At 51.5% G+C, this 18369-nt stretch carries 19 protein-coding genes; 14 read left to right on the top strand and 5 right to left on the bottom strand.

Annotated features, from left to right (window positions below):
• Positions 1-2 precede the first annotated feature (2 nt).
• The 6 genes from HALO_RS13870 (at position 3) to HALO_RS13845 (ending at position 4658) form a co-directional block, all read left to right on the top strand.
• Positions 3-209 carry a ParD-like family protein gene (locus tag HALO_RS13870; RefSeq protein WP_035578729.1) on the top strand — a complete coding sequence of 69 codons (207 nt, stop codon included), beginning with the start codon at positions 3-5 and terminating at the stop codon, positions 207-209.
• Entirely contained in the window at positions 202-993 is a 792-nt protein-coding gene (gene map, locus HALO_RS13865; protein WP_035578731.1) for a type I methionyl aminopeptidase, read from the top strand. The genes HALO_RS13870 and map overlap by 8 nt, the downstream gene beginning before the upstream one ends.
• A 197-nt stretch (positions 994-1190) precedes the next feature.
• Positions 1191-2504 (top strand): S8 family serine peptidase, encoded by a 1314-nt coding sequence (locus tag HALO_RS13860; protein WP_035578734.1) that lies wholly within the window; start codon positions 1191-1193, stop codon positions 2502-2504.
• A 69-nt stretch (positions 2505-2573) separates the two neighbouring features.
• Complete coding sequence (locus HALO_RS13855; protein ID WP_035578737.1) at positions 2574-2813, top strand: hypothetical protein; 240 nt, start codon at positions 2574-2576, stop codon at positions 2811-2813.
• Between the two features lie 56 nt (positions 2814-2869).
• The gene (locus HALO_RS13850) at positions 2870-3355 is read left to right on the top strand and encodes a VOC family protein (protein ID WP_035578740.1); all 486 of its coding nucleotides are present in this window, start codon (positions 2870-2872) and stop codon (positions 3353-3355) included.
• Positions 3356-3548: 193 nt separating this feature from the next.
• A complete protein-coding gene (locus HALO_RS13845; protein WP_050713544.1) occupies positions 3549-4658 on the top strand; it encodes a GGDEF domain-containing protein in 1110 nt (369 codons plus the stop codon).
• A gap of 33 nt (positions 4659-4691) precedes the next feature.
• Here the strand turns inward: HALO_RS13845 and HALO_RS13840 are convergent, their stop codons facing one another.
• From HALO_RS13840 to HALO_RS13825, 4 genes are all read right to left on the bottom strand, one after another.
• A complete protein-coding gene (locus HALO_RS13840; RefSeq protein ID WP_035578747.1) occupies positions 4692-5456 on the bottom strand; it encodes an alpha/beta hydrolase in 765 nt (254 codons plus the stop codon).
• Positions 5457-5468: 12 nt separating this feature from the next.
• Complete coding sequence (gene kynU / locus HALO_RS13835) at positions 5469-6698, bottom strand: kynureninase (protein WP_035578749.1); 1230 nt, start codon at positions 6696-6698, stop codon at positions 5469-5471.
• 83 nt (positions 6699-6781) lie between these two features.
• Positions 6782-7618, bottom strand: coding sequence for a tryptophan 2,3-dioxygenase (gene kynA / locus HALO_RS13830; RefSeq protein ID WP_035578752.1), 837 nt, complete (start codon positions 7616-7618; stop codon positions 6782-6784).
• A gap of 1 nt (position 7619) precedes the next feature.
• On the bottom strand, positions 7620-9071 hold the full coding sequence (locus HALO_RS13825; protein ID WP_050713543.1) for a M20 family metallopeptidase: 1452 nt from the start codon (positions 9069-9071) through the stop codon (positions 7620-7622).
• Positions 9072-9287: 216 nt separating this feature from the next.
• On the opposite strand from HALO_RS13825, the gene HALO_RS13820 reads away from it, so the two are divergent.
• A complete protein-coding gene (locus HALO_RS13820; protein ID WP_035578754.1) occupies positions 9288-10190 on the top strand; it encodes a LysR family transcriptional regulator in 903 nt (300 codons plus the stop codon).
• Positions 10191-10264: 74 nt separating this feature from the next.
• Here the strand turns inward: HALO_RS13820 and HALO_RS13815 are convergent, their stop codons facing one another.
• On the bottom strand, positions 10265-11716 hold the full coding sequence (locus HALO_RS13815; RefSeq protein WP_081899053.1) for a YfcC family protein: 1452 nt from the start codon (positions 11714-11716) through the stop codon (positions 10265-10267).
• Between the two features lie 451 nt (positions 11717-12167).
• Between HALO_RS13815 and HALO_RS13810 the strand changes: the two genes are divergently transcribed.
• The 7 genes from HALO_RS13810 to HALO_RS13780 all read left to right on the top strand — a co-directional run bounded on the left by HALO_RS13810 (position 12168) and on the right by HALO_RS13780 (position 18305).
• Complete coding sequence (locus HALO_RS13810) at positions 12168-13025, top strand: DUF2071 domain-containing protein (protein WP_197671938.1); 858 nt, start codon at positions 12168-12170, stop codon at positions 13023-13025.
• A 164-nt stretch (positions 13026-13189) separates the two neighbouring features.
• Complete coding sequence (locus HALO_RS13805) at positions 13190-13888, top strand: DUF3592 domain-containing protein (protein WP_035578756.1); 699 nt, start codon at positions 13190-13192, stop codon at positions 13886-13888.
• 101 nt (positions 13889-13989) lie between these two features.
• Positions 13990-14586, top strand: coding sequence for a LemA family protein (locus HALO_RS13800; RefSeq protein WP_172821676.1), 597 nt, complete (start codon positions 13990-13992; stop codon positions 14584-14586).
• 18 nt (positions 14587-14604) lie between these two features.
• Positions 14605-16566 (top strand): M48 family metallopeptidase, encoded by a 1962-nt coding sequence (locus HALO_RS13795; RefSeq protein ID WP_035578759.1) that lies wholly within the window; start codon positions 14605-14607, stop codon positions 16564-16566.
• 32 nt (positions 16567-16598) lie between these two features.
• On the top strand, positions 16599-17138 hold the full coding sequence (locus tag HALO_RS13790) for a GrpB family protein (RefSeq protein WP_035578762.1): 540 nt from the start codon (positions 16599-16601) through the stop codon (positions 17136-17138).
• 70 nt (positions 17139-17208) lie between these two features.
• Positions 17209-17616: a VOC family protein gene (locus HALO_RS13785; RefSeq protein ID WP_035578765.1), complete on the top strand. Its 408-nt coding sequence runs from the start codon at positions 17209-17211 to the stop codon at positions 17614-17616.
• 50 nt (positions 17617-17666) lie between these two features.
• Positions 17667-18305 (top strand): LysE family translocator, encoded by a 639-nt coding sequence (locus HALO_RS13780; RefSeq protein WP_035578767.1) that lies wholly within the window; start codon positions 17667-17669, stop codon positions 18303-18305.
• Positions 18306-18369: the final 64 nt, after the last annotated feature.

The raw sequence follows: 18369 nt of genomic DNA, 5'->3' as shown, positions 1-18369 counted from the left end.
TGATGGGTATCGTTAAGATCAATGACCAGTTGCATGAGGATATTCGCAAGGCAAGCACTGTCATGGTGCGCTCAATCAATGCCCAGGCAGAGTACTGGATAAAGGTGGGCATGCTGGCTGAGGCCAATCCGGGCATGACCTTCTCTGACATCATGCGTGAGCAAATGAAGCAAGCCGACGTTGAAGTAAGGAAGGTGGCCGGTGAGTGAGCTGACGTTAAAAAGCGAGGAGGAGTTGCGTTTGATGCGGGAAGCAGGACGGCTACTCGGATTGGTGTTCAGTCATCTCGACCATCGGATAGCGCCCGGCGTATCCACCATGGCTATTAACGATTGGGCCGAGCGTTATATCGTCGATCAATTGCAGGCTCGCCCGGCCAGTAAGGGGCAATACGGTTACCAGTACGTATTGAATGCCTCAGTCAACCACGTGGTGTGCCATGGCATTCCATCCGACAAGCAAATACTCAAAACAGGCGATATCGTCAATGTCGACATTACCCTGGAGAAAGACGGCTTTATTGCTGACTCCAGCAAGATGTATCTGATTGGCGATGTGACTCCCTATGCCAAGCGCCTGGTCGATAAAACCTACGAGGCCATGTGGCAAGGAATACAAGCGGTTAAGCCCGGTGCCACGTTGGGTGATGTAGGCTATGCAATTCAGCAATATGCCGAAAAACACGGATACTCTGTCGTTCGTGAGTATTGTGGCCATGGCATTGGTCGCGAAATGCATGAAGAGCCGCAAGTGCTGCATTACGGGAAGAGAGGCAGAGGCCTGGCGTTGAAAGAAGGGATGGTGTTTACCATCGAGCCCATGATTAATCAGGGCAGGGCCAAAATAAAAACCAAGCGGGATGGCTGGACGGTAGTGACCAGTGACAAGAAATTGTCTGCTCAGTGGGAGCATACGGTAGCGGTCACAGCCTCTGGTGTCGAAGTGCTAACACTCCGCGATAACGAGTGCATCCCTACTGAGATTAACCAATAACGACCATGCTCCATCCTCCTTCGTTTAAGCGCCCTGTATGTTTAAGGATCGTAGCCTGAAATCGATCTGGCGAAGCACATCAGGTGCGTTAAGCTGAAATGGTGGGTGCTACATAGATAGGCATGCTTTCCCTTGCATGGAGTCTATGATTCACCTATTCCATATCGCTTAACAGCTAAATGAAAAGGATGTCTACGATGGCGAAAAAACCGACAGGTAAAGGTAAAGGCAATACGCCAGCGGGTGAGTCACTCGCCACTGTTTCATGCGGCACCGAAAAATTGCTATTGGCGGCCTTAGAGCGGGGCGGCAGTTGCCTTGAAACCGGGCGCTTTCTGATTAGCTATCGTGAGGGGCGGGTAGAAGAAGGCATTAAGTCGCTAAAAGCCCAGAAATTTCGCATCGCTGATGCGCGAGATTTCACCGATCAAGCCGTTAGTCTGGAAGATGCCGGAGATGCTGAGGCAATGGTATTTCCGGAGCTTGGAGTGGCACTGGTAGGCGGCGATGCCCTGCAGCAGCATGGCATGAGTGCGCTGGGTAAGGTCGCTGCGGATAGTCCCATCGAAATTATTGAGCCAGAGTATTTCGCCTTTTCTGAAAATTCTGAATATCTACGTGGTTTTTTGCGTGCAGCCAGCACCATCGCTCGTGATCTTGGCGTTGAGCTGGAGTTGGAAGAAGGCGAAGAGAACCTTGAAGAGGACGCCCTTCGGCCAACTTGGGGGCTAAAACGCTGTAAGGTGCCGCAAAGTAGCTGGAGTGGCGCGGGTATAAAAGTCGCCGTGCTGGATACCGGGATGGATCTTGGCCACCCGGATTTCGAGGGTAGGGAGTTCGTTACCCGCTCATTCATTGGGGAGCCGGTGCAGGATATCAACGGGCACGGTACTCACTGTATCGGCACGGCCTGTGGCCCCCAGGCGCCCGGTGAAAACACACAGCGTTACGGGATCGCGTATGAGGCGCAGGTCTTCGTCGGCAAGGTGCTGACCAACTCGGGCAGCAGTACCGGGGCGGGCGTTCTCGCTGGCCTGAACTGGGCCATCGCCAACCGCTGTGAGGTGATCTCGATGTCGCTTGGCAGCCAGAGCCCGGTGCAGGCCGCTTACACCCATGCTGGTGAAGCGGCACTGCGTAATGGGTGTCTCGTTATCGCTGCAGCGGGTAATTCAGCTACCAATACAGGGGCGCCTGCCAACTCGCCTACTGTAATGTCGGTGGCATCACTCGATCCGAACCTGAAGCCCTCCAGCTTTTCCAATCATGGCAAGATCGAGATTGCCGCGCCTGGGCGCGATATCTTCTCCTCATGGCCTCGGCCCACTCGCCATAAAACGATCAGTGGCACCAGCATGGCGGCGCCACATGTGGCAGGTTGCGCGGCACTGTGGGCGCAATCAGATGCCTCGCTGCGGGGCAGGAAACTTTGGGAGCAGCTGGTGGCTTCGGTGCAAGAGCTGCCGTTGCCTGAATCCGGCGTAGGAGCAGGGTTGGTGCAAGCGCCCTAATGTTAGACGACGCGCTGGGCAGGCGCTCCTTTCTGGTCGCCCAGTGCTCTTGCTATGGAGATATGCCAGATGCCAACGGTAGCGTTATGGTTGATCACTATTTCCAGCGATCAACCGATAAATGAAATGGCCACGCGCCTCAGCGCTGAAGGATTAACCATCCAGGAGGTGCTGGAGGAGATCGGCTGTATTACCGGCTCGGCTGACGATGCCACGGCGGAACGGCTGAAAAAGATCAAAGGCGTAGTGGATATAGCGCCTGATATGCAGATCGATATGGGGCCACCGGGCTCTGAGGAGACTTGGTAAGCTCGGTAAATATTTCACTGGGCTTGATGACGCGATGGTTTTAGTGGAGATGTGACATGGCAATACCCGCAAAGAACACTGTTTGCCTTTGGTACGATGGTGGTGCAGAAGAGGCAGCGCGCTTTTACGCTGATACCTTTCCTGATTCGTTTGTCAGGGCGGTTCATCACGCACCGGGAGACTTTCCATCGGGTAAGCAGGGGGATGTATTGACCGTCGAGTTTACCGTGTTGGGCATTCCGTGCCTTGGGCTCAACGGCGGGCCTGGGGTTGCGCATAATGAGTCGTTCTCTTTTCAGGTCTCAACGAATGACCAAGCCGAAACGGATCGCTATTGGAATGCCATTGTTAGTAATGGTGGCAAGGAAAGCGCCTGTGGCTGGTGCAAGGATAAATGGGGACTATCGTGGCAGATAACGCCTGCTGTGCTGATTAAGGCCGTTACCAATCCCGATCCTGCCGTCGCTAAGCGCGCATTCGACGCGATGATGCAGATGAGAAAAATCAACATCGCGGACATTGAGGCGGCGCTTCACGGTTGAGATAGGATTGGTTGACTCTTCGTTTAAAGTAATAAGATTTCGAAAATCGGCTTAACTTGGGCATTATGAGCATTGAAACTCAATATGTTACAATATGTAATCGCCCATTAGCCACGTCAGAAGATCCTGATCTCACCGGTGTTTCCCGGTAGGKGGTGGGTGGTGTAAAACTATCCAGTTCCGGAAACAGGTGATGATGAGAAAGCATGCGTCAATCCCCGCCGAATGGTGGGCCGATTTTCTTCTTAATCAATACTCACGGTCGCGCCGACTTGGCTACTTGCTGTCTGGCGTAGTGTTAGTGTTGTTACCCGTTTTCACCATTTTGGATGCGACTCTGGTCAGCTACTCTAATGGGGAGTTGATATGGAAACATATTCTCCTCCGCCTGCCCGCCGCTATTCTGGCGATTACTTTTTTGCTGCTCCATCGTAAGAAAGACCCAGGCTTTTGGGCTTATCCGCTATTGCTGATGTTGAACCTTTCAATAGTGGGAATGATGGCTGCCATGTTCGTATTGCACTATTCGGAGCAGGGCGGGCACCTTCTCTACATCACTCAGGGGCTAACCTTGGCCATCATTGCTGTGGCTACAGCGACCGTCTACGGTGTTAGAGATCTGGTTTTGATATACGGCTTGCCGCTTATGGCAGTAATCGCTTTCATTGTTTTTTCAGGTAGCCCGTTTCCAGATAACCTCATTCATTTGATCTTCATTCCCGCTGCGATGGGCATAGGCGTCGTCATTGCTACTATGCTTTACCAGGAACACCAGCGTACCTTTATTGCCAGCCAGCAACTTGAGCATAGTGCTTTGACCGATGCGCTGACCGGCTTGCCCAACCGGCGCTCGATGCAAACAGACTTGCAGGCAGAATGGAGCCGCTCTAAACGCGACGAACAGTGCTTTGCTGTGTTGATGACCGACTTGGATCACTTCAAGGCAGTTAATGACCAGTATGGCCATGAAGTGGGTGATGAAGTGCTCACCATTCTTGCTACTCGGTTCACCACTACGCTTCGCGGTGGTGATCGGGTTGCCCGCTGGGGKGGAGAGGAGTTTTTGCTACTGATTCCAAGTGCCACCGTTGAGAGCGCTATGGCCGTCGCCGAAAAGGTACGTCGAGCCGTTGCTGAGCCGACTTTTGCCACCTCAGCAGGCAACTTGGCGGTTACATTGAGCCTGGGTGTTGCGCTTCACCGCCAGACCGAGAGCATTGATGAAGTGATCAGCCGCGCCGACAAGGCGCTTTACCGTGCCAAGCTAGAAGGCCGCAACCGTGCGGTACTGGCAGGCGATTGATCGGGCACCGTGTTTTCTGCAATTGCTTCAAACTCATAACGCATCTAACACATCAAAGTGATCGCAGTAAGCTATATCCACGAGCTCGACTTGGATATGGCTAGTCTTTAACGCTGCGACAAAATCGTGTGCTTGTTGGCGGAAAGAGGGCGGATCATTTTCGGCGATCACCACTTGGCATGAGGGTAGTTTGCTGGAATCGGCAAATATAGGACTTAACGCAAGCGCTTGGGGTGGAGTGAGCTCCAGCGCTTCGTTAACGTAGGTATCCACCAATGGCGTGAGGTCATAAACGCCGCTAACCAGTATCAACTTATCAATGGGTATATCACCACTGGCGGCTACCCAGTAGGCTAGCTGGGCACCGGCGCTATGGCCGCCTAATACAATCGACCACACGCCACCGTTATCCGCGAGGGCGTCACATGCGGCCGCCATTCCCTCAATGCACTGGTTCACCATGGTATGAATGGAGGTTTCCGGTGCTAAACCGAAACCCAGGGAAGCGAAGGCCATACCACGGGCCAGGTAGCGTTCAGCCAGAAAGTCCGTCGCGGTATTATCCAGCTCCTGCCAGTAGCCGCCGTGAATAAATAGCATCAGCGGCCAGGGGCCCGCGGTACTTTCCGGGACGAACAGGTTGAGGCGGGCCGCCGGATCTTCACCGTAGCGCAGGGTAATCGGCTGGTGGCGTGCCACCAGGTCGATACCTAAAGCTGCCTGGCGCGTTAAAGTGGCTTCGTAATCCCGAGCGAAATGGCTCGGCGAGTAGGCGAGGTTCAGGGGTATTTCAGTCATAACATACCTCTATTAGGTAACAGCATCACGCACATGAAACTGCGGATCCTGGTACTCACCGTTTTCCATTACCGCGCGGAAGTGCTGAGCGGCCTGCCAAACATCTTCAAAACTGAGATACAGTGGGGTAAAACCAAAACGCATTAGGCCGGGTTCCCGGTAGTCGCCGATCACACCGCGGGCAATCAAGGCTTGAACGATAGCGTAGCCGTTTTGACTATCCACCAGTGATACCTGGCTGCCACGCTGACTGGCTGATGGGGTTATATCGTCAATATTATGAGTGGTAAAAATATCGCTTAAACACTCTCGAAATAGGTCGCTCATGGTCAGACTTTTTTCTCTCAGCGCCTGCATGTCCACCTCGCTCCATAGAGCGAGTGAGGCTTCCAGAGCGGCGTAGGCAAGTGCCGAATGGGTGCCAGTGCGAAAGCGGGAAATATCCCCTGCTGGGGTATAATCCGCTTCAAAAGCGAAGGGCGCTGCATGGCCGTGCCAGCCGGAAAGCGGCTGCCAACCTTTGTCTTGGTGATCGCTATGCACGTATAAAAAAGCTGGCGCGCCAGGGCCGCCGTTAAGGTACTTGTACGTACAGCCTACGGCGTAGCGAGCGCCGCAACCGTTTAGATCAATGGGCAGTGCGCCTGCGGAATGGGCCAAATCCCAGATGACTTCTGCGCCGTGGTCGTGCACCAGTTTCGTGGTGGTAGCCATATCGCGTAATTTGCCAGTACGGTAGTTAACTTGACTCAGTACCACCACGGCTACACCGTCGAGGTGTTCGGCCAAGTTGCCTCCTTCTGGCAGGAAGCGGTGCTCTGCGCCACTCACCCGGCAATAGCCTTGGGCGATGTAGCCATCGGTCGGGAAGTTGCCGCCTTCGCTAAGAACCGCCTGGCGACCCTCCTTGCCTTGGCCGAGGATATACCCCAGCAGCTTGAAGATATTTAGCGTGATATTGTCAGTGACGCTCACTTCACCGCGTTGCGCACCAATCACCGGGGCTAGTAGATTGCCCAAGCGTTCTGGGGCGTCGAACCAGCCCTGGTTCCAGCCTTTGATCAACTGGTCGCGCCACTGATCCAGAGTCTCATCGACCGCTTGTTTGGCGGCCTTCGGTTGGGCGCCTAGTGAGTTCCCATCAAGATAAAGCACGCCTTCGGGCAAGGCGAAATGGCCTTTAAAGTCTGCCAATGGGTCTTGGCGGTCACGCTTACGAACACTATCCAGGCTTACAGGCATATGGCTGCTCCGAAAAATTGTATGTCGCTGTTTTGAATATCATGACGGTAGTTCAACTGGGTGCGTAGTAGTGCGCCAAGTGCTTATATCGTCGTCCGAACACTCCACAGTTCCGGGAAGAATTGAAGATCCAGCGCTTTGACCAGATAATTCACCCCAGCCGTTCCCCCTGTGCCGCGTCTATAACCAATGATACGTTCGACTGTTTTCATGTGGCTGAATCGCCAGCGCTGAAAGTTGAATTCGACATCCACCAGTTTTTCAGCGAGCTCGTATAGATCCCAGTGCTGTTCGCTGTTGCGGTAGATTTCCGTCCAGACCGCTTCCACCTCGCTACTGGCGGTGTAGGGGATACTCCAATCGCGTTGGGTTTTGCTTTCCGGAATGCTGAAACCGCGTTTGGCAAGCAGCTGCAGTACGATATCGTAAAGACTGGGCGCGTGGAGGGATTCCTGAAGTTTTTGGTAGTGTTTGGGTTTTGATCGGTGAGCTTCGATTAGCTTGGCGTTCTTGTTACCCAACAGGAATTCCATTTCCCGATATTGATAGGACTGAAACCCAGAGCTTTGGCCAAGGCTGTCTCGGAAGCTGGCATAGTCGGCGGGGGTCATGGTGACCAACACTTCCCAGGCCTTGATAAGCTGTTCTTGAATTCTGGAAACCCGCGCTAGCATCTTGAAAGCAGGGCGCAGGTTATCTTCTTGAATATGCGCTGCGGCACCATGAGCTTCGTGAAGGCACAGTTTGATCCATAGCTCCGATACTTGATGGATAACGATAAAGAGTAATTCATCGTGTTCATCAGAAGCCGGATTTTGGCAAGCAAGCAAGGGTTCCAGATCCAGGTACTGACCGTAGCTAATATCCTGATCCCAATGAATGGCTTCATTATCGACGCTGTTTTCTTCAGGAGTCGTCATTTTATTCTGCCTTGGTGGCTGTGCGATGTGTGGTTGTTGTCGTTGGTTTGAAAGCCTGTTCTTTAGGCTCACCTAAGTCCCAGAGTATACCGGCGGCGAGCTTCAGACCCTGCTCGATAATCGTTTCGAGCAGGTGTTCATCTGGGGCGTGCTGATTGCACGATGCATAGGAGTGAGGCAACCATACCGTGGGAAGGTTGAGTACATCTGAAAAACAGTGGTTGGGGATCGTCCCGCCCAGGTTGGGAAGGATATGCACCGCCTGGCCCAAGCTGTTCTCTGCAGACTGGGCCACAAAGGAAACCCAAGGGTGGCTGGGTTCAAGCCGGGTGGCGGCGTAGCCACCCATAAACTGAATTTGAATATCCTCTAAGCCATGGGCGTTAAGATGCTGGCGCAGGTTCTCTTCCACTGCTTGCCAATCGGTGCCTTTGACGAAGCGAAGCTGCAAAATGGCTTCAGCACTTTCAGAAATGGCGCCCACCGGCTTGTCGGTTCTCCCTGCGCTCAAACCCAGAATTTCCAATGTATTGGCACCATACAGGCGCTCGCCATCGGTTAGCTGTTTTTCGCCCCAGGCGGGATTGATGGCTGGGTCATTGCCGCCGCCGCCCACCGGGAGATTGCGCACCAATTGGGCTACTTCGTCAGGAATTGCGGGTGATTTAAGAAAGTCGACCAGAATTTTTCCTTCGCTGGAGAGTAGCGTACTAAGCGCGTTACACAGCACTACCGCGGGGTTGGTGATGATGCCACCCCAGTTGCCGGAATGTCGGCCGCCATTGCCAGTGTTCAAAGCAAGTTTGAGCTGAACAACACCCCGTGAGCCGAGAAACAGGGTGGGCATGTCATGGCGGATTCGAGGGCCGTCAGATGCCAAGAAAAGATCGGACTTAAGCGCTTCTTTATAGGTTTTGCAGGTTTCTTCTAACCCTGGGGAGCCTATTTCCTCGCTCATCTCAAAGAGGATCTTGACGTTATAGCCAAGTTGACCCTCGCGGGCTTTGATAACGGCCTCCAGCGCTGCCAGGTTGATGCTGTGTTGGCCTTTGTTATCAGCTGTGCCGCGCCCATAAACGCGGCCATCAACAAACGTCAGTTCCCAGGGTGCGATGCCGTCAGTCCATTTATCTTCTTGCCCATCGGTGACATCTCCATGGCCGTAAAGCAGCAGTGTAGAAAGCGTGCGATTTTCAATACGTTGGCTGATCAATAAAGGCGGGTGATCGGATTTAGGGTTTTCGATCACTTGGCTGTCGAAGCCTAATTTAGAGAGGTGCGGGACTATTTCTTCCGTTAAGTAGTCACGTAGCGTATCGCTACGTTCAGGATCTTGGCTAACCGTTCTAAGGCCGACGCGTCTTGCCAACGTCTGGTAAAAGTTGCCACTGGAGAGTTCGTTGCTCGCCAGTTGAAGAGCGAGTTCACGCCCTGAAAGCTGCGTTGTATCCATTGCCTGCCTTTTTTATTGACCGTTATGGTATTTGGACATAGTTATGGTGTCTGGAGGTAGTAGGAAGAAAGTCGTTAGAAAAAGAGTAGTCCTTGCCTATGTTTGCAACCATCATTAATATTTCAAATAATCTTTCTAATTATAAGAAACCAGGCGCAAACAAGTGGCGCAGGTAACTCGCTCAAACTTGTTGTTGTTGGGCAAAAAGAGGCCGCTATGCAGGAACTCAATTTACGTTACTTTCAAAGCGTCGCTAAAACGGGCTCTCTGTCGGCCGCGGCGGAAGAACTGCACGTCGCGGTTTCAGCGGTGAGTCGCCAAATTACCAATTTGGAACAACGGCTGGCTATCAAGCTGTTTAACCGACAACCGCGCGGGATGCAGTTAACGGAAGCGGGCAGGGTGCTGCAGGCCTATGCATTGCGTAATCAGCTGGAAATCAGCAGTGTGATTGCGGAAATGCAGGACGTAATGACGCGGCAAATGCGCAAAATTACCGTGGCGTGCCCGGATGGTATGGCCTGGCACTTCCTTCCCAGCGTTATATCCAGCTTTATTATTCAATGTCCTGATACCCGATTTGATCTGCACGTGGTCGAGTCAACCCGGGCCTCCGAGCTGGTGAAAGAGGGCGAGGCCGATATTGCCTTAACCTTTAGCCTCTCGCCAGATATCGGCGTGAAGGTGATCTCAAGTCACAATGCCGCGATCAGTGCGCTGATGGCTAAGAGTCATCCTCTGGCAAGCAAAGATGTCCTACAGGTAAAAGATTTAAGCCACTACCCATTAACCATGTCGCTAAACGGCTCGACCATGCGCTACTTATTTGATGTGGCGTGTAGCTTGTCGGGTATAAAAGTGCTTCCTAGCTTCTCTTGTGACTCCCTTGGGGCAACCTACACCATGGTATGCGAGCACCCTAATATGATTGGGCTGTGTAGCGCCGTGGCCGTTAGCGGTAAAACTCAACAAGAGGGCCTTGTACTGAAGCCGATTCAAGAGTCTCAGCTCTCCCTTCGTAGTCTTCAGGTGCAAGTGATGGCAGAGCGTCATTTGCCTGCCCATTTGGAAGCGTTTGTCGAGTATCTGGAGAAGAAATTGGTAGCCGCCGTTCAGTAAAGCCGCGTACTTGTGCCATGGTTGATTGAACCATCATTCACGAATACGCGGGTTTCTGTCATCAAGCCGTGGGCTTAAAATGGGCCGTAATTGATGCCGACGGCAATAGCGACAAATACTCCGCCAACCACTACCCAGATCATTACCAGCGGTAGTACAAATTTAAACCACTCTACATAGGAGATACGTGCAATGGCCAAGCAGGCCATCAGCGTGCCCGAAAGGGGGGTGATAATGTTCGTCACCGCATCACCCAGTTTAAAGGTGATAAAGGTAGACTGACGGGTCACCTCTAGCATATCGCCAATCGGCACCATAATTGGCATCACAATGGCCGCTTGGCCGGTACCCGAGGTGATAATTCCGTTAAACGTCAAATTGAACAGGTACAGCAACTGCATCGCCATTATTTGGCCGTGGCCATCTAAAGAGCTGGCAACGCTATGCACAATCGTATCGATCAGTTGGGCTTGCTTGAGGAGCACGATAACCGCCGCTGCAACTCCCACTACCAGTGCGCCATACATCACTTCGCTTGCGCCGCTCATCAGCCGCTTTACGAAGTCATTAGGGTTGATTCTGCATAGCATGGCCGTAACGACGCCGAGTATAAGAAAGATGGCGGAAAGTTCGGTAATACCCCAACCCAGGTTGAAGCCTCCATAGAGGAAAAAGCCAATAAAGCCGACAAATAAGCCCAGCACTAGCTTGTGGGAAAGCGTGAACGTCGCGGGCTCCTCAAGAGGAGTGTTTGCGTCATTACTCGTAAAGGTGTGTTGCCCCATAAAGCTATTTGTGGGGTTGTCTTTTACTCTGGCGGCGTAGCGACAGATATAAGCGGTGGTAATGGCCAGGAATGTAATGAAGATAACGCCGCGATAAACAAAACCTGAAAACAGCGGTAGCTCGGCAAGCGTTTGCCCCGTAACGGTCACCACGGGGTCGAATACGCCGCCAGCAAAGCCCGCATAGGCGCCCAGGAAAATCATGGCCATGCCTACGATGGGATCCAGGTTCAGCGACCGGGCAAGCAAAAGCCCAATGGGTATAAAAGCAATCGCTAAATTTGGCGCAATGCCTACAGAGGACAGCACTGCAAAAGTGGTGCAGAAAACCAAAATAAGGATGTTCTGTTTGCCCTTGGCAAGATTAATCAGGCGGTGTATGCCTGAGCTAATAGCGCCCGTTGATTCGATAACTTTAAGCACACCGCCAACCACCAAAATCAAAAAGATAATGCTCGATGCGCCTACCAGCCCCTTATGAATGGCAGTGAACAGATCCAAAAAGCCCAGCGGCTCCGCGCTTATATAGCGAAAGCTATCGGTATCTACCTGGGTGAGCCCATTATTGATGACCCTCTCGTAGCTACCGGCGGGGATAATATAAGAAGCCAGTACAATCAGAATCATGAAGCCGAACAAGATGACGAACACATCCGGCATCGGCAGTTTTTTGCGCTCTATGTTGTCGGAACTACGTATTCTATCGGGGTTATGCTCGTTGGAACGGGTTTTTGTTGACATTATCATCTCCGCTGTAAAAAGTTTTTTAAATTTAATGAAGCTCTTGCCGCAGATTTAATGTCACTTTTCGAAGGAAGCAGCTGCCATTGGCAGTGGAAAATAGACGGATTGTCATCTCTCTAAAGACCTTTGTTATTGATAAAGCTTACCCAAACATTGCATTGGCAAGTAGTACCATGCGTTAGGGGGTGACTGGAAAACTGGGGCGTGGTCTCACCTGGCGGTATCTTACTGATAATGCCTTGCTATTCTTATTTGAATTCAAGCTAGCAAGGAACGTACTGGCAAACAATTGTGGATTTTTCAAACGTAGTTTCTATTTTTGGTAAGGGGGCTTGCAGCTGACGTGACGTTAGTGACTGGACGCCCTCAAAGAGTAAATGAATTGCTGCCGGCGTTAGCCGCTTTGAAACAGGGCATTACTGGTAAATTATCCTGAGTGGGTGCGATGATGAAGGTAGGGTACCCGCAATCTATCTTGATTGGTGGCAAAACAGCCTATTTAAATAAGGAAGATTTAGTGCAGGCATCGCGAAAGTTTGAGGATTATCTGGTTAAGCGGCCAAAGCCTAACGGTATAGATGTGCTGTGTGGTCTTAAGCACTTTGCGATTATTACCTATGCTGTGCCGGCAAGCCGATTCGAGGGACTTTTCCCTGGAAGGTTTGTGTTGGACGCTGTTGAGATTGATGGCCAGGCAATGGGGCTTATCTCCGTGGTGCCTTTTGTCGATGTGGACTTCACCTCTGCCGTATTTCCTTTCCCAAAATTTACTATGGGGCAAACCAACTACCGTATCTATATCATCGACAAGCATACGGGGGAGCGATGTGTATGGTTTTTGGGTACAACTTTAGATTCATGGACGTTGGTTGTTCCCAGATATCTTTGGAATTTACCTTGGCATGCAGGCAAAGTCTCTTTCGATTGCAAGTACGATGAGACAACCGGTCTGTATAGCCATTATCGTATGGAAACGGCGTCTAAATGGGCTGAAGCTTCCGTTGAGCTTGCGCAATCATCTGAGTCAAATTTTAACTTTCCTGGGTTTCCCGATACTGAATCAGCATTGGTTTATCTTACCCATCCGCTTGCCGGTTTTTACTATCGACGCGACGGCAAGTTAGGTAGCTATCGTGTTTGGCATAAAGAGTTGGCGGTGAAGCCTGCTACGTTAAAATCCGCTCAATTTAAATTGTTATCTGACCTGGGTATTGTTCATGCAGCTGAGCAAAGCTCCCCGTACAGCGTATTAATTGAGCCTATCAACGAGTTCACCATATATTTGCCGCCTGCCGTGATCGGCTGATTTTTCTCCTTGCATGTATCTATTAAGCGTTGTGACTGAGAACGTTTCCCATTTGACGTGCGTGTGGTTTTTTCTTAAGCTAAAGCTAATAAACCGGTTAGTCTATATAAGGCTGTCCTAGCTCTAGGCTGCGAAGCCGACCTGAATTTCTCCAAGGAGTGGAAGTGAAAACACTTTTCTTTGTAAAGCTAACGTCGTTAGTGGTTGGTATTGCCTTGCTAGTCGCTTCTGCATTTCTATTGCTTAATACAAGAGACTTTCTTTCAGAGGCCGTTATCACCGAAGGTACGGTGCTTGAGCTGGTTGAGTCTCGCTCAACTGATTCGATCACTTATCGCCCTTTGGTTCAATTTCAAAATGAGAGCGGACAGGTGGTGAATTTTGCATCATCAACAAGTAGCAATCCGCCGAGCTACTCACCAGGACAGCAGGTGGAGGTTTTATACCAGCCAGGTGAGCGAAATAGCGCTCGAATCAATAGCTTTTTTTCACTATGGGGCGCAGAGTCGATTCTTGCCGGTATAGGCATCGTGTTCTTGCTGGCAGGCGCTATTCTTATGTTCGTGCCTGAGTTTAGGCATCGCAAAGGCGAATCTTTAAAGCAAAATGGTGTGCCTATCGATACCCACTATCAGGGGGTAGAGTTAAATACACGCTTCTCAGTGAATGGCAGGCATCCATTCCAGGTAATAACTCAATGGCAAAATCCTGCAACCTCTGAAGTGCATGTGTTTAAAAGCAATAATATTTGGTTTGATCCATCGAGCTACATTCATACTGATACGATTACAGTGTTTTGTGAGAAAGATGATCTTAGTGAATACTATGTCGACATTTCCTTTCTCCCTAAGCTTGCAAAGTGACGTGTTAACGTCTGATATTGAACAGGTGTGCTATTTTTTTCACTGGCTAGCTTTTCAAAGACCGGCTTTTACTGACGAATGCCGACTAACAAGGAAGAACCATGCTGCTCACTATCATCATCATCGTGGCGATCATCGCCGTTATTGCCTTTTACGTCATCGGTATCTACAACCGGCTTGTGTCGTTGAAAAATCGGTTTGAGAACGCCTTTGCTCAAATTGAAGTGCAACTTAAGCGTCGGCATGACCTGATTCCTAATCTGGTAGAGACCGCAAAAGGTTACCTCAGCCATGAACGGGAGACGCTCCAGTCGGTCATCGAGGCTCGTAATACAGCGGCCGCTGGGCTAAAAGCGGCCGCGGCAAACCCAGGCAGTGCCAAAGCCATGGCAGACCTGGGCGGTGCAGAGGGCGCGCTGACACAGGCGATGGGGCGGCTCAATGTGGTCATGGAAGCCTACCCGGATCTAAAAGCCTCAGAAAATATGCAGCAATTGTCAGAAGAGCTAACCAGCACTGAAAACAAAGTGGCCTTTGCGCGGCAGTCATTTAATGATGCGGTGATGCACTACAACACCTATCGGCAGAGCTTCCCGCCGGTAGCAGTGGCTGGCATGTTCGGCCATGGGCAGGATGCCTCGTTGTTAGAGTTTGAAGACAGCGCCCAGATTCAAGCGGCGCCGAAGGTGTCGTTCTAATTTCAGGGAAAACGCGACATGGATTTTTTTACCGCGCAGGATCACGCTCGTCGTAAAACCGGGCGTCTGGTTGTTTTGATGGTACTGGCAGTACTCGCCTTGATTGTTGTTACCACGCTGGCAATTGCCATCGCGCTGCATCTAATGGGGGAACAATCTGCTACGCAAACCAATCTTTCTGCTCAGGGAATGTGGTCGGCACTCTCGATTGAACTTGTCATTGGCGTTGCTATTGCAGTGTTGGCCGTCGTGGTGCTGGGTGGTCTATTCAAACGCAGTCAGCTAAGGCGTGGTGGCCGGGTAGTGGCAGAAGCCCTTGGTGGACGCGAGATCAATCTTAATACCCGTGATGCTGATGAGCGACGTATTCTCAATGTGGTTGAAGAGATGGCGATTGCCTCTGGAACGCCAGTGCCCTCCGTGTATGTGCTGGAGGAGGAGAGCATCAATGCCTTCGCCGCCGGTTATCAAACCAATGACGCAGTGATCGGGATTACTCGTGGCACGATCCGAAACCTGACGCGGGATGAGCTGCAGGGCGTCGTAGCTCATGAGTTTAGCCATATTCTGCATGGTGATATGCGGTTGAATATGCGCCTGATCAGCATCCTCCATGGCATTCTAATCATTGGCTTATTGGGCGGTACACTACTGCGCAGTATGCGTTTTCGACGGGTGGGCGGTGGAAAACGTGACAACTCAGGCGCTGTCGTTTTAGCGCTGGGGGCGGCGCTAATGCTGATCGGCTACGCGGGTACCTTTTTTGGCAATTTGATCAAATCGGCGGTCAGTCGGCAGCGTGAATATCTGGCGGATGCCTCTGCGGTGCAGTTTACCCGCAACCCTAAGGGGATTGGTAATGCGCTGGTTAAAATCGGCTCGCACAGCCAGGGTTCTCAACTGCAAGCGACACAGGCGGCGGAATTCAGCCACCTGTTCTTCGGTCAAGGCGTACGGCAGGGGTTTAGCCAAATGATGGCCACCCATCCGCCGATTAAAGATCGTATCAAGCGGGTCATGCCTGATTGGAATGGCCGCTTTGAAGTCACTTGGCCCATCCAGCAAGCCGAGAATGACGCAACAGAACCAGAAGGCAACGGTGAGCGGTCTGAAGCGGAGCCCAGATTTGGCTCGGGAACAGCAACTGGAACGGGGGCAATGGCTGCTGTGTTAACCGGTGCCTCTGCTCAAACTGCCATTAACACCATGGGCCAGCCTGACCAGCGCCATCTTAACCAGGCTAGAGCGACACTAGATGCGCTGCCTGAGCGGATTAAAATCGCCGCCCATGAGCCCCATGCCGCTCGTGCTCTGATCTATTCACTACTGCTCAGCCAGGATAAAACAATGCGTAAGCATCAGCTTAAGGCGTTGCATCAAGTTGCACTGCCAGATGTTTACCGAGCGCTGATGGATTATGGCCCTGAAATGTTGAGGCTGGATGTACAGTTACGCTTGCCACTGATTGAACTGGCGCTGCCAGCGTTACGCTCGCTCTCGATGGAGCAGGCCCAACACTTTCGCCTCTGTATGGAACGGTTGATCGAGGCAGATGGTAAGGTCAGCCTGTTGGAGTGGACGCTATATCAGTTGGTGTTGAATAACATCAGCAAGCAAGGCAGTGGGCCTGCAAACCTCAAGATAAACGACCTGCAGCGGGAGTGTCAGATGCTACTGACGGTGCTTGCAACCGCCGGGCAAGATGACCCGGTTGAGATAAGCGCCGCGCTCAATGCCGCTGAGAGTGAGCTGCCGTTCTCATTGAGGGTCACTGACGATATAAGTGATATGCGTGCACTCAGCCTGGCGGTTGAGCGTTTGCGGCGCTTAAAGCCTCTGCAAAAGCCTACGCTGTTGCAAGCGATGGCGCGCTGTATTGAGCACAGCGGACGTATTTTGCCTGCCGAAGCCGAGCTGTTCCGTGCTATGGCCGATATTCTCGATTGCCCCATGCCGCCACTGTTATCAGATGATGCATAGCCAACAATTCTCGCTACAGGGGAACCTCAACCATGGATGAAACGGAATCTTTGAATCGAGCCATCCATGAGGAGGTCGCGCTATTTGCATACGATACCACTTGGCCAGCTCTATTCGAGAAGGAGCGAGACCGGCTACTAGGATTATTTCCAGATGAATTTCTAGCCGTTGAGCACATCGGAAGTACCGCTGTTCATGGTCTCTCGGCCAAGCCAATCATCGATATACTGGCAGGCGTTGACTCAATATCCCGGGCTGATGAGTTATTGGAGCCGTTATGCCGTGCCCAATATGCTACATCAATGGAGTACAACGCTTCTTTGGTGGGGCGACGTTGGTTAATGCGCTGGGCTGACGGGCGTAGGACGCATCATTTGCATCTTATGGTACATGGCAGCGAGGAGTGGCATCGTCGGTTGGCTTTTCGCAATAGCTTGCGCGTGGATACTGAACTGGCGCAGCGGTATGAGAAAAAGAAGCGCCTGTGGGTGGCGGAATTTGCATCAGATCGAGAAGCCTATACGGCGGCTAAAGGGGATTTCATTAAAGAGGCGCTCAAGAATGCCTTTTAGTCAAGGTAGTCAATGTCGCGTCTGTTTTCTACAGTAACGCTTAGCGGGTCGAATGAAATGGGGGGCTAAAATGAAAGCTATCAAAACATCTCTGATGTTTGTAGGTGATCAGGCAGGTAAAGCCGAAGAAGCTATCAAGTTTTACACTTCGCTATTTGCGAACTCGAAGATCATCGATATCGAGCGTGTCGAAGCTGGGGAGCATGACCCCAAAGGGGCCGTTAAGCTCGCCCGCTTCTCGATAAACGGCACTCTCTTCCTGGCAATGGATAGCTATTACGACCACCCGTTCAGCTTTACGCCATCAATGTCATTACACGTTGAGTGCGACTCAGAGAAAGAAATAGAAGACGTATTTAAAGCATTGAGTGATGGCGGGAACGTGTTGATGCCTCTAGATAATTACGGCTTTAGTGAAAACTTTGGGTGGTTGAATGATAAATATGGCGTTTCTTGGCAGCTTAACCTTTCAAGCTAGCGCTTTAATATTCTTTTAGCTTGGCAACGGAAAAATACAAGAGAGTGTTTATGTTTGAGTATACATTGCTTCACTGGATGACGTTTTTCTCTGCTGCCGTGCTTTTGAACTTATCGCCGGGGCCAGATATTGCCTATATATTGGGGCAAACATTACGTAGTGGGCGACGGCAAGGGTTTGCCGCTATGTTTGGGATTTGGACAGGAGCGGTGCTGCATGTAGCAATGGCCGCAGTTGGTCTTTCAGCAATTCTGGCGACATCCGCTCTGGCGTTTTCGATTGTTAAATGGGTCGGGGCGGCGTATCTGATCTGGCTTGGCGTTAAAATGTTACTGTCTCGAGGCGATCAATTTGTGGCAGCGGAACAACAACCGAGTCGCAAGAGCTTATCCTCTGTTTATTGGCAGGGCATGCTGGTATCAGCGCTAAACCCAAAAGTGGCAATTTTCTTCCTGGCTTTCTTGCCGCAATTTATCGTGGAAGGCGCTGGCCCAGCGGAGGCACAGCTTTTATTGCATGGCAGTCTTATTATTGCAGTTGCTGCCGTAATAGAGCCCCCTTTGGTTCTGGCGGGCGCTAAGTTGGGTGCTTACCTAAAGAGAAAGCCACGCGTTGGGTTGTGGATGGATAGAAGCTTGGGGGCACTGTTTGTAGCTCTCGGTGCACGGCTGGCTGCTAGTGCAAGGTAGGTTGAATATGTCACGCGTTTTAAAAGCACCTCCGCGCCGCCGTATGAATGGTCAACAGGTGATG

This window comes from Halomonas sp. R57-5 (assembly GCF_900070345.1).
GTDB classification, from domain to species: Bacteria; Pseudomonadota; Gammaproteobacteria; order Pseudomonadales; family Halomonadaceae; genus Vreelandella; species Vreelandella ventosae_B.
The sequence above is the reverse complement of the archived record's forward strand: the minus strand, read 5'-3'. Positions and strand labels throughout refer to the sequence as shown.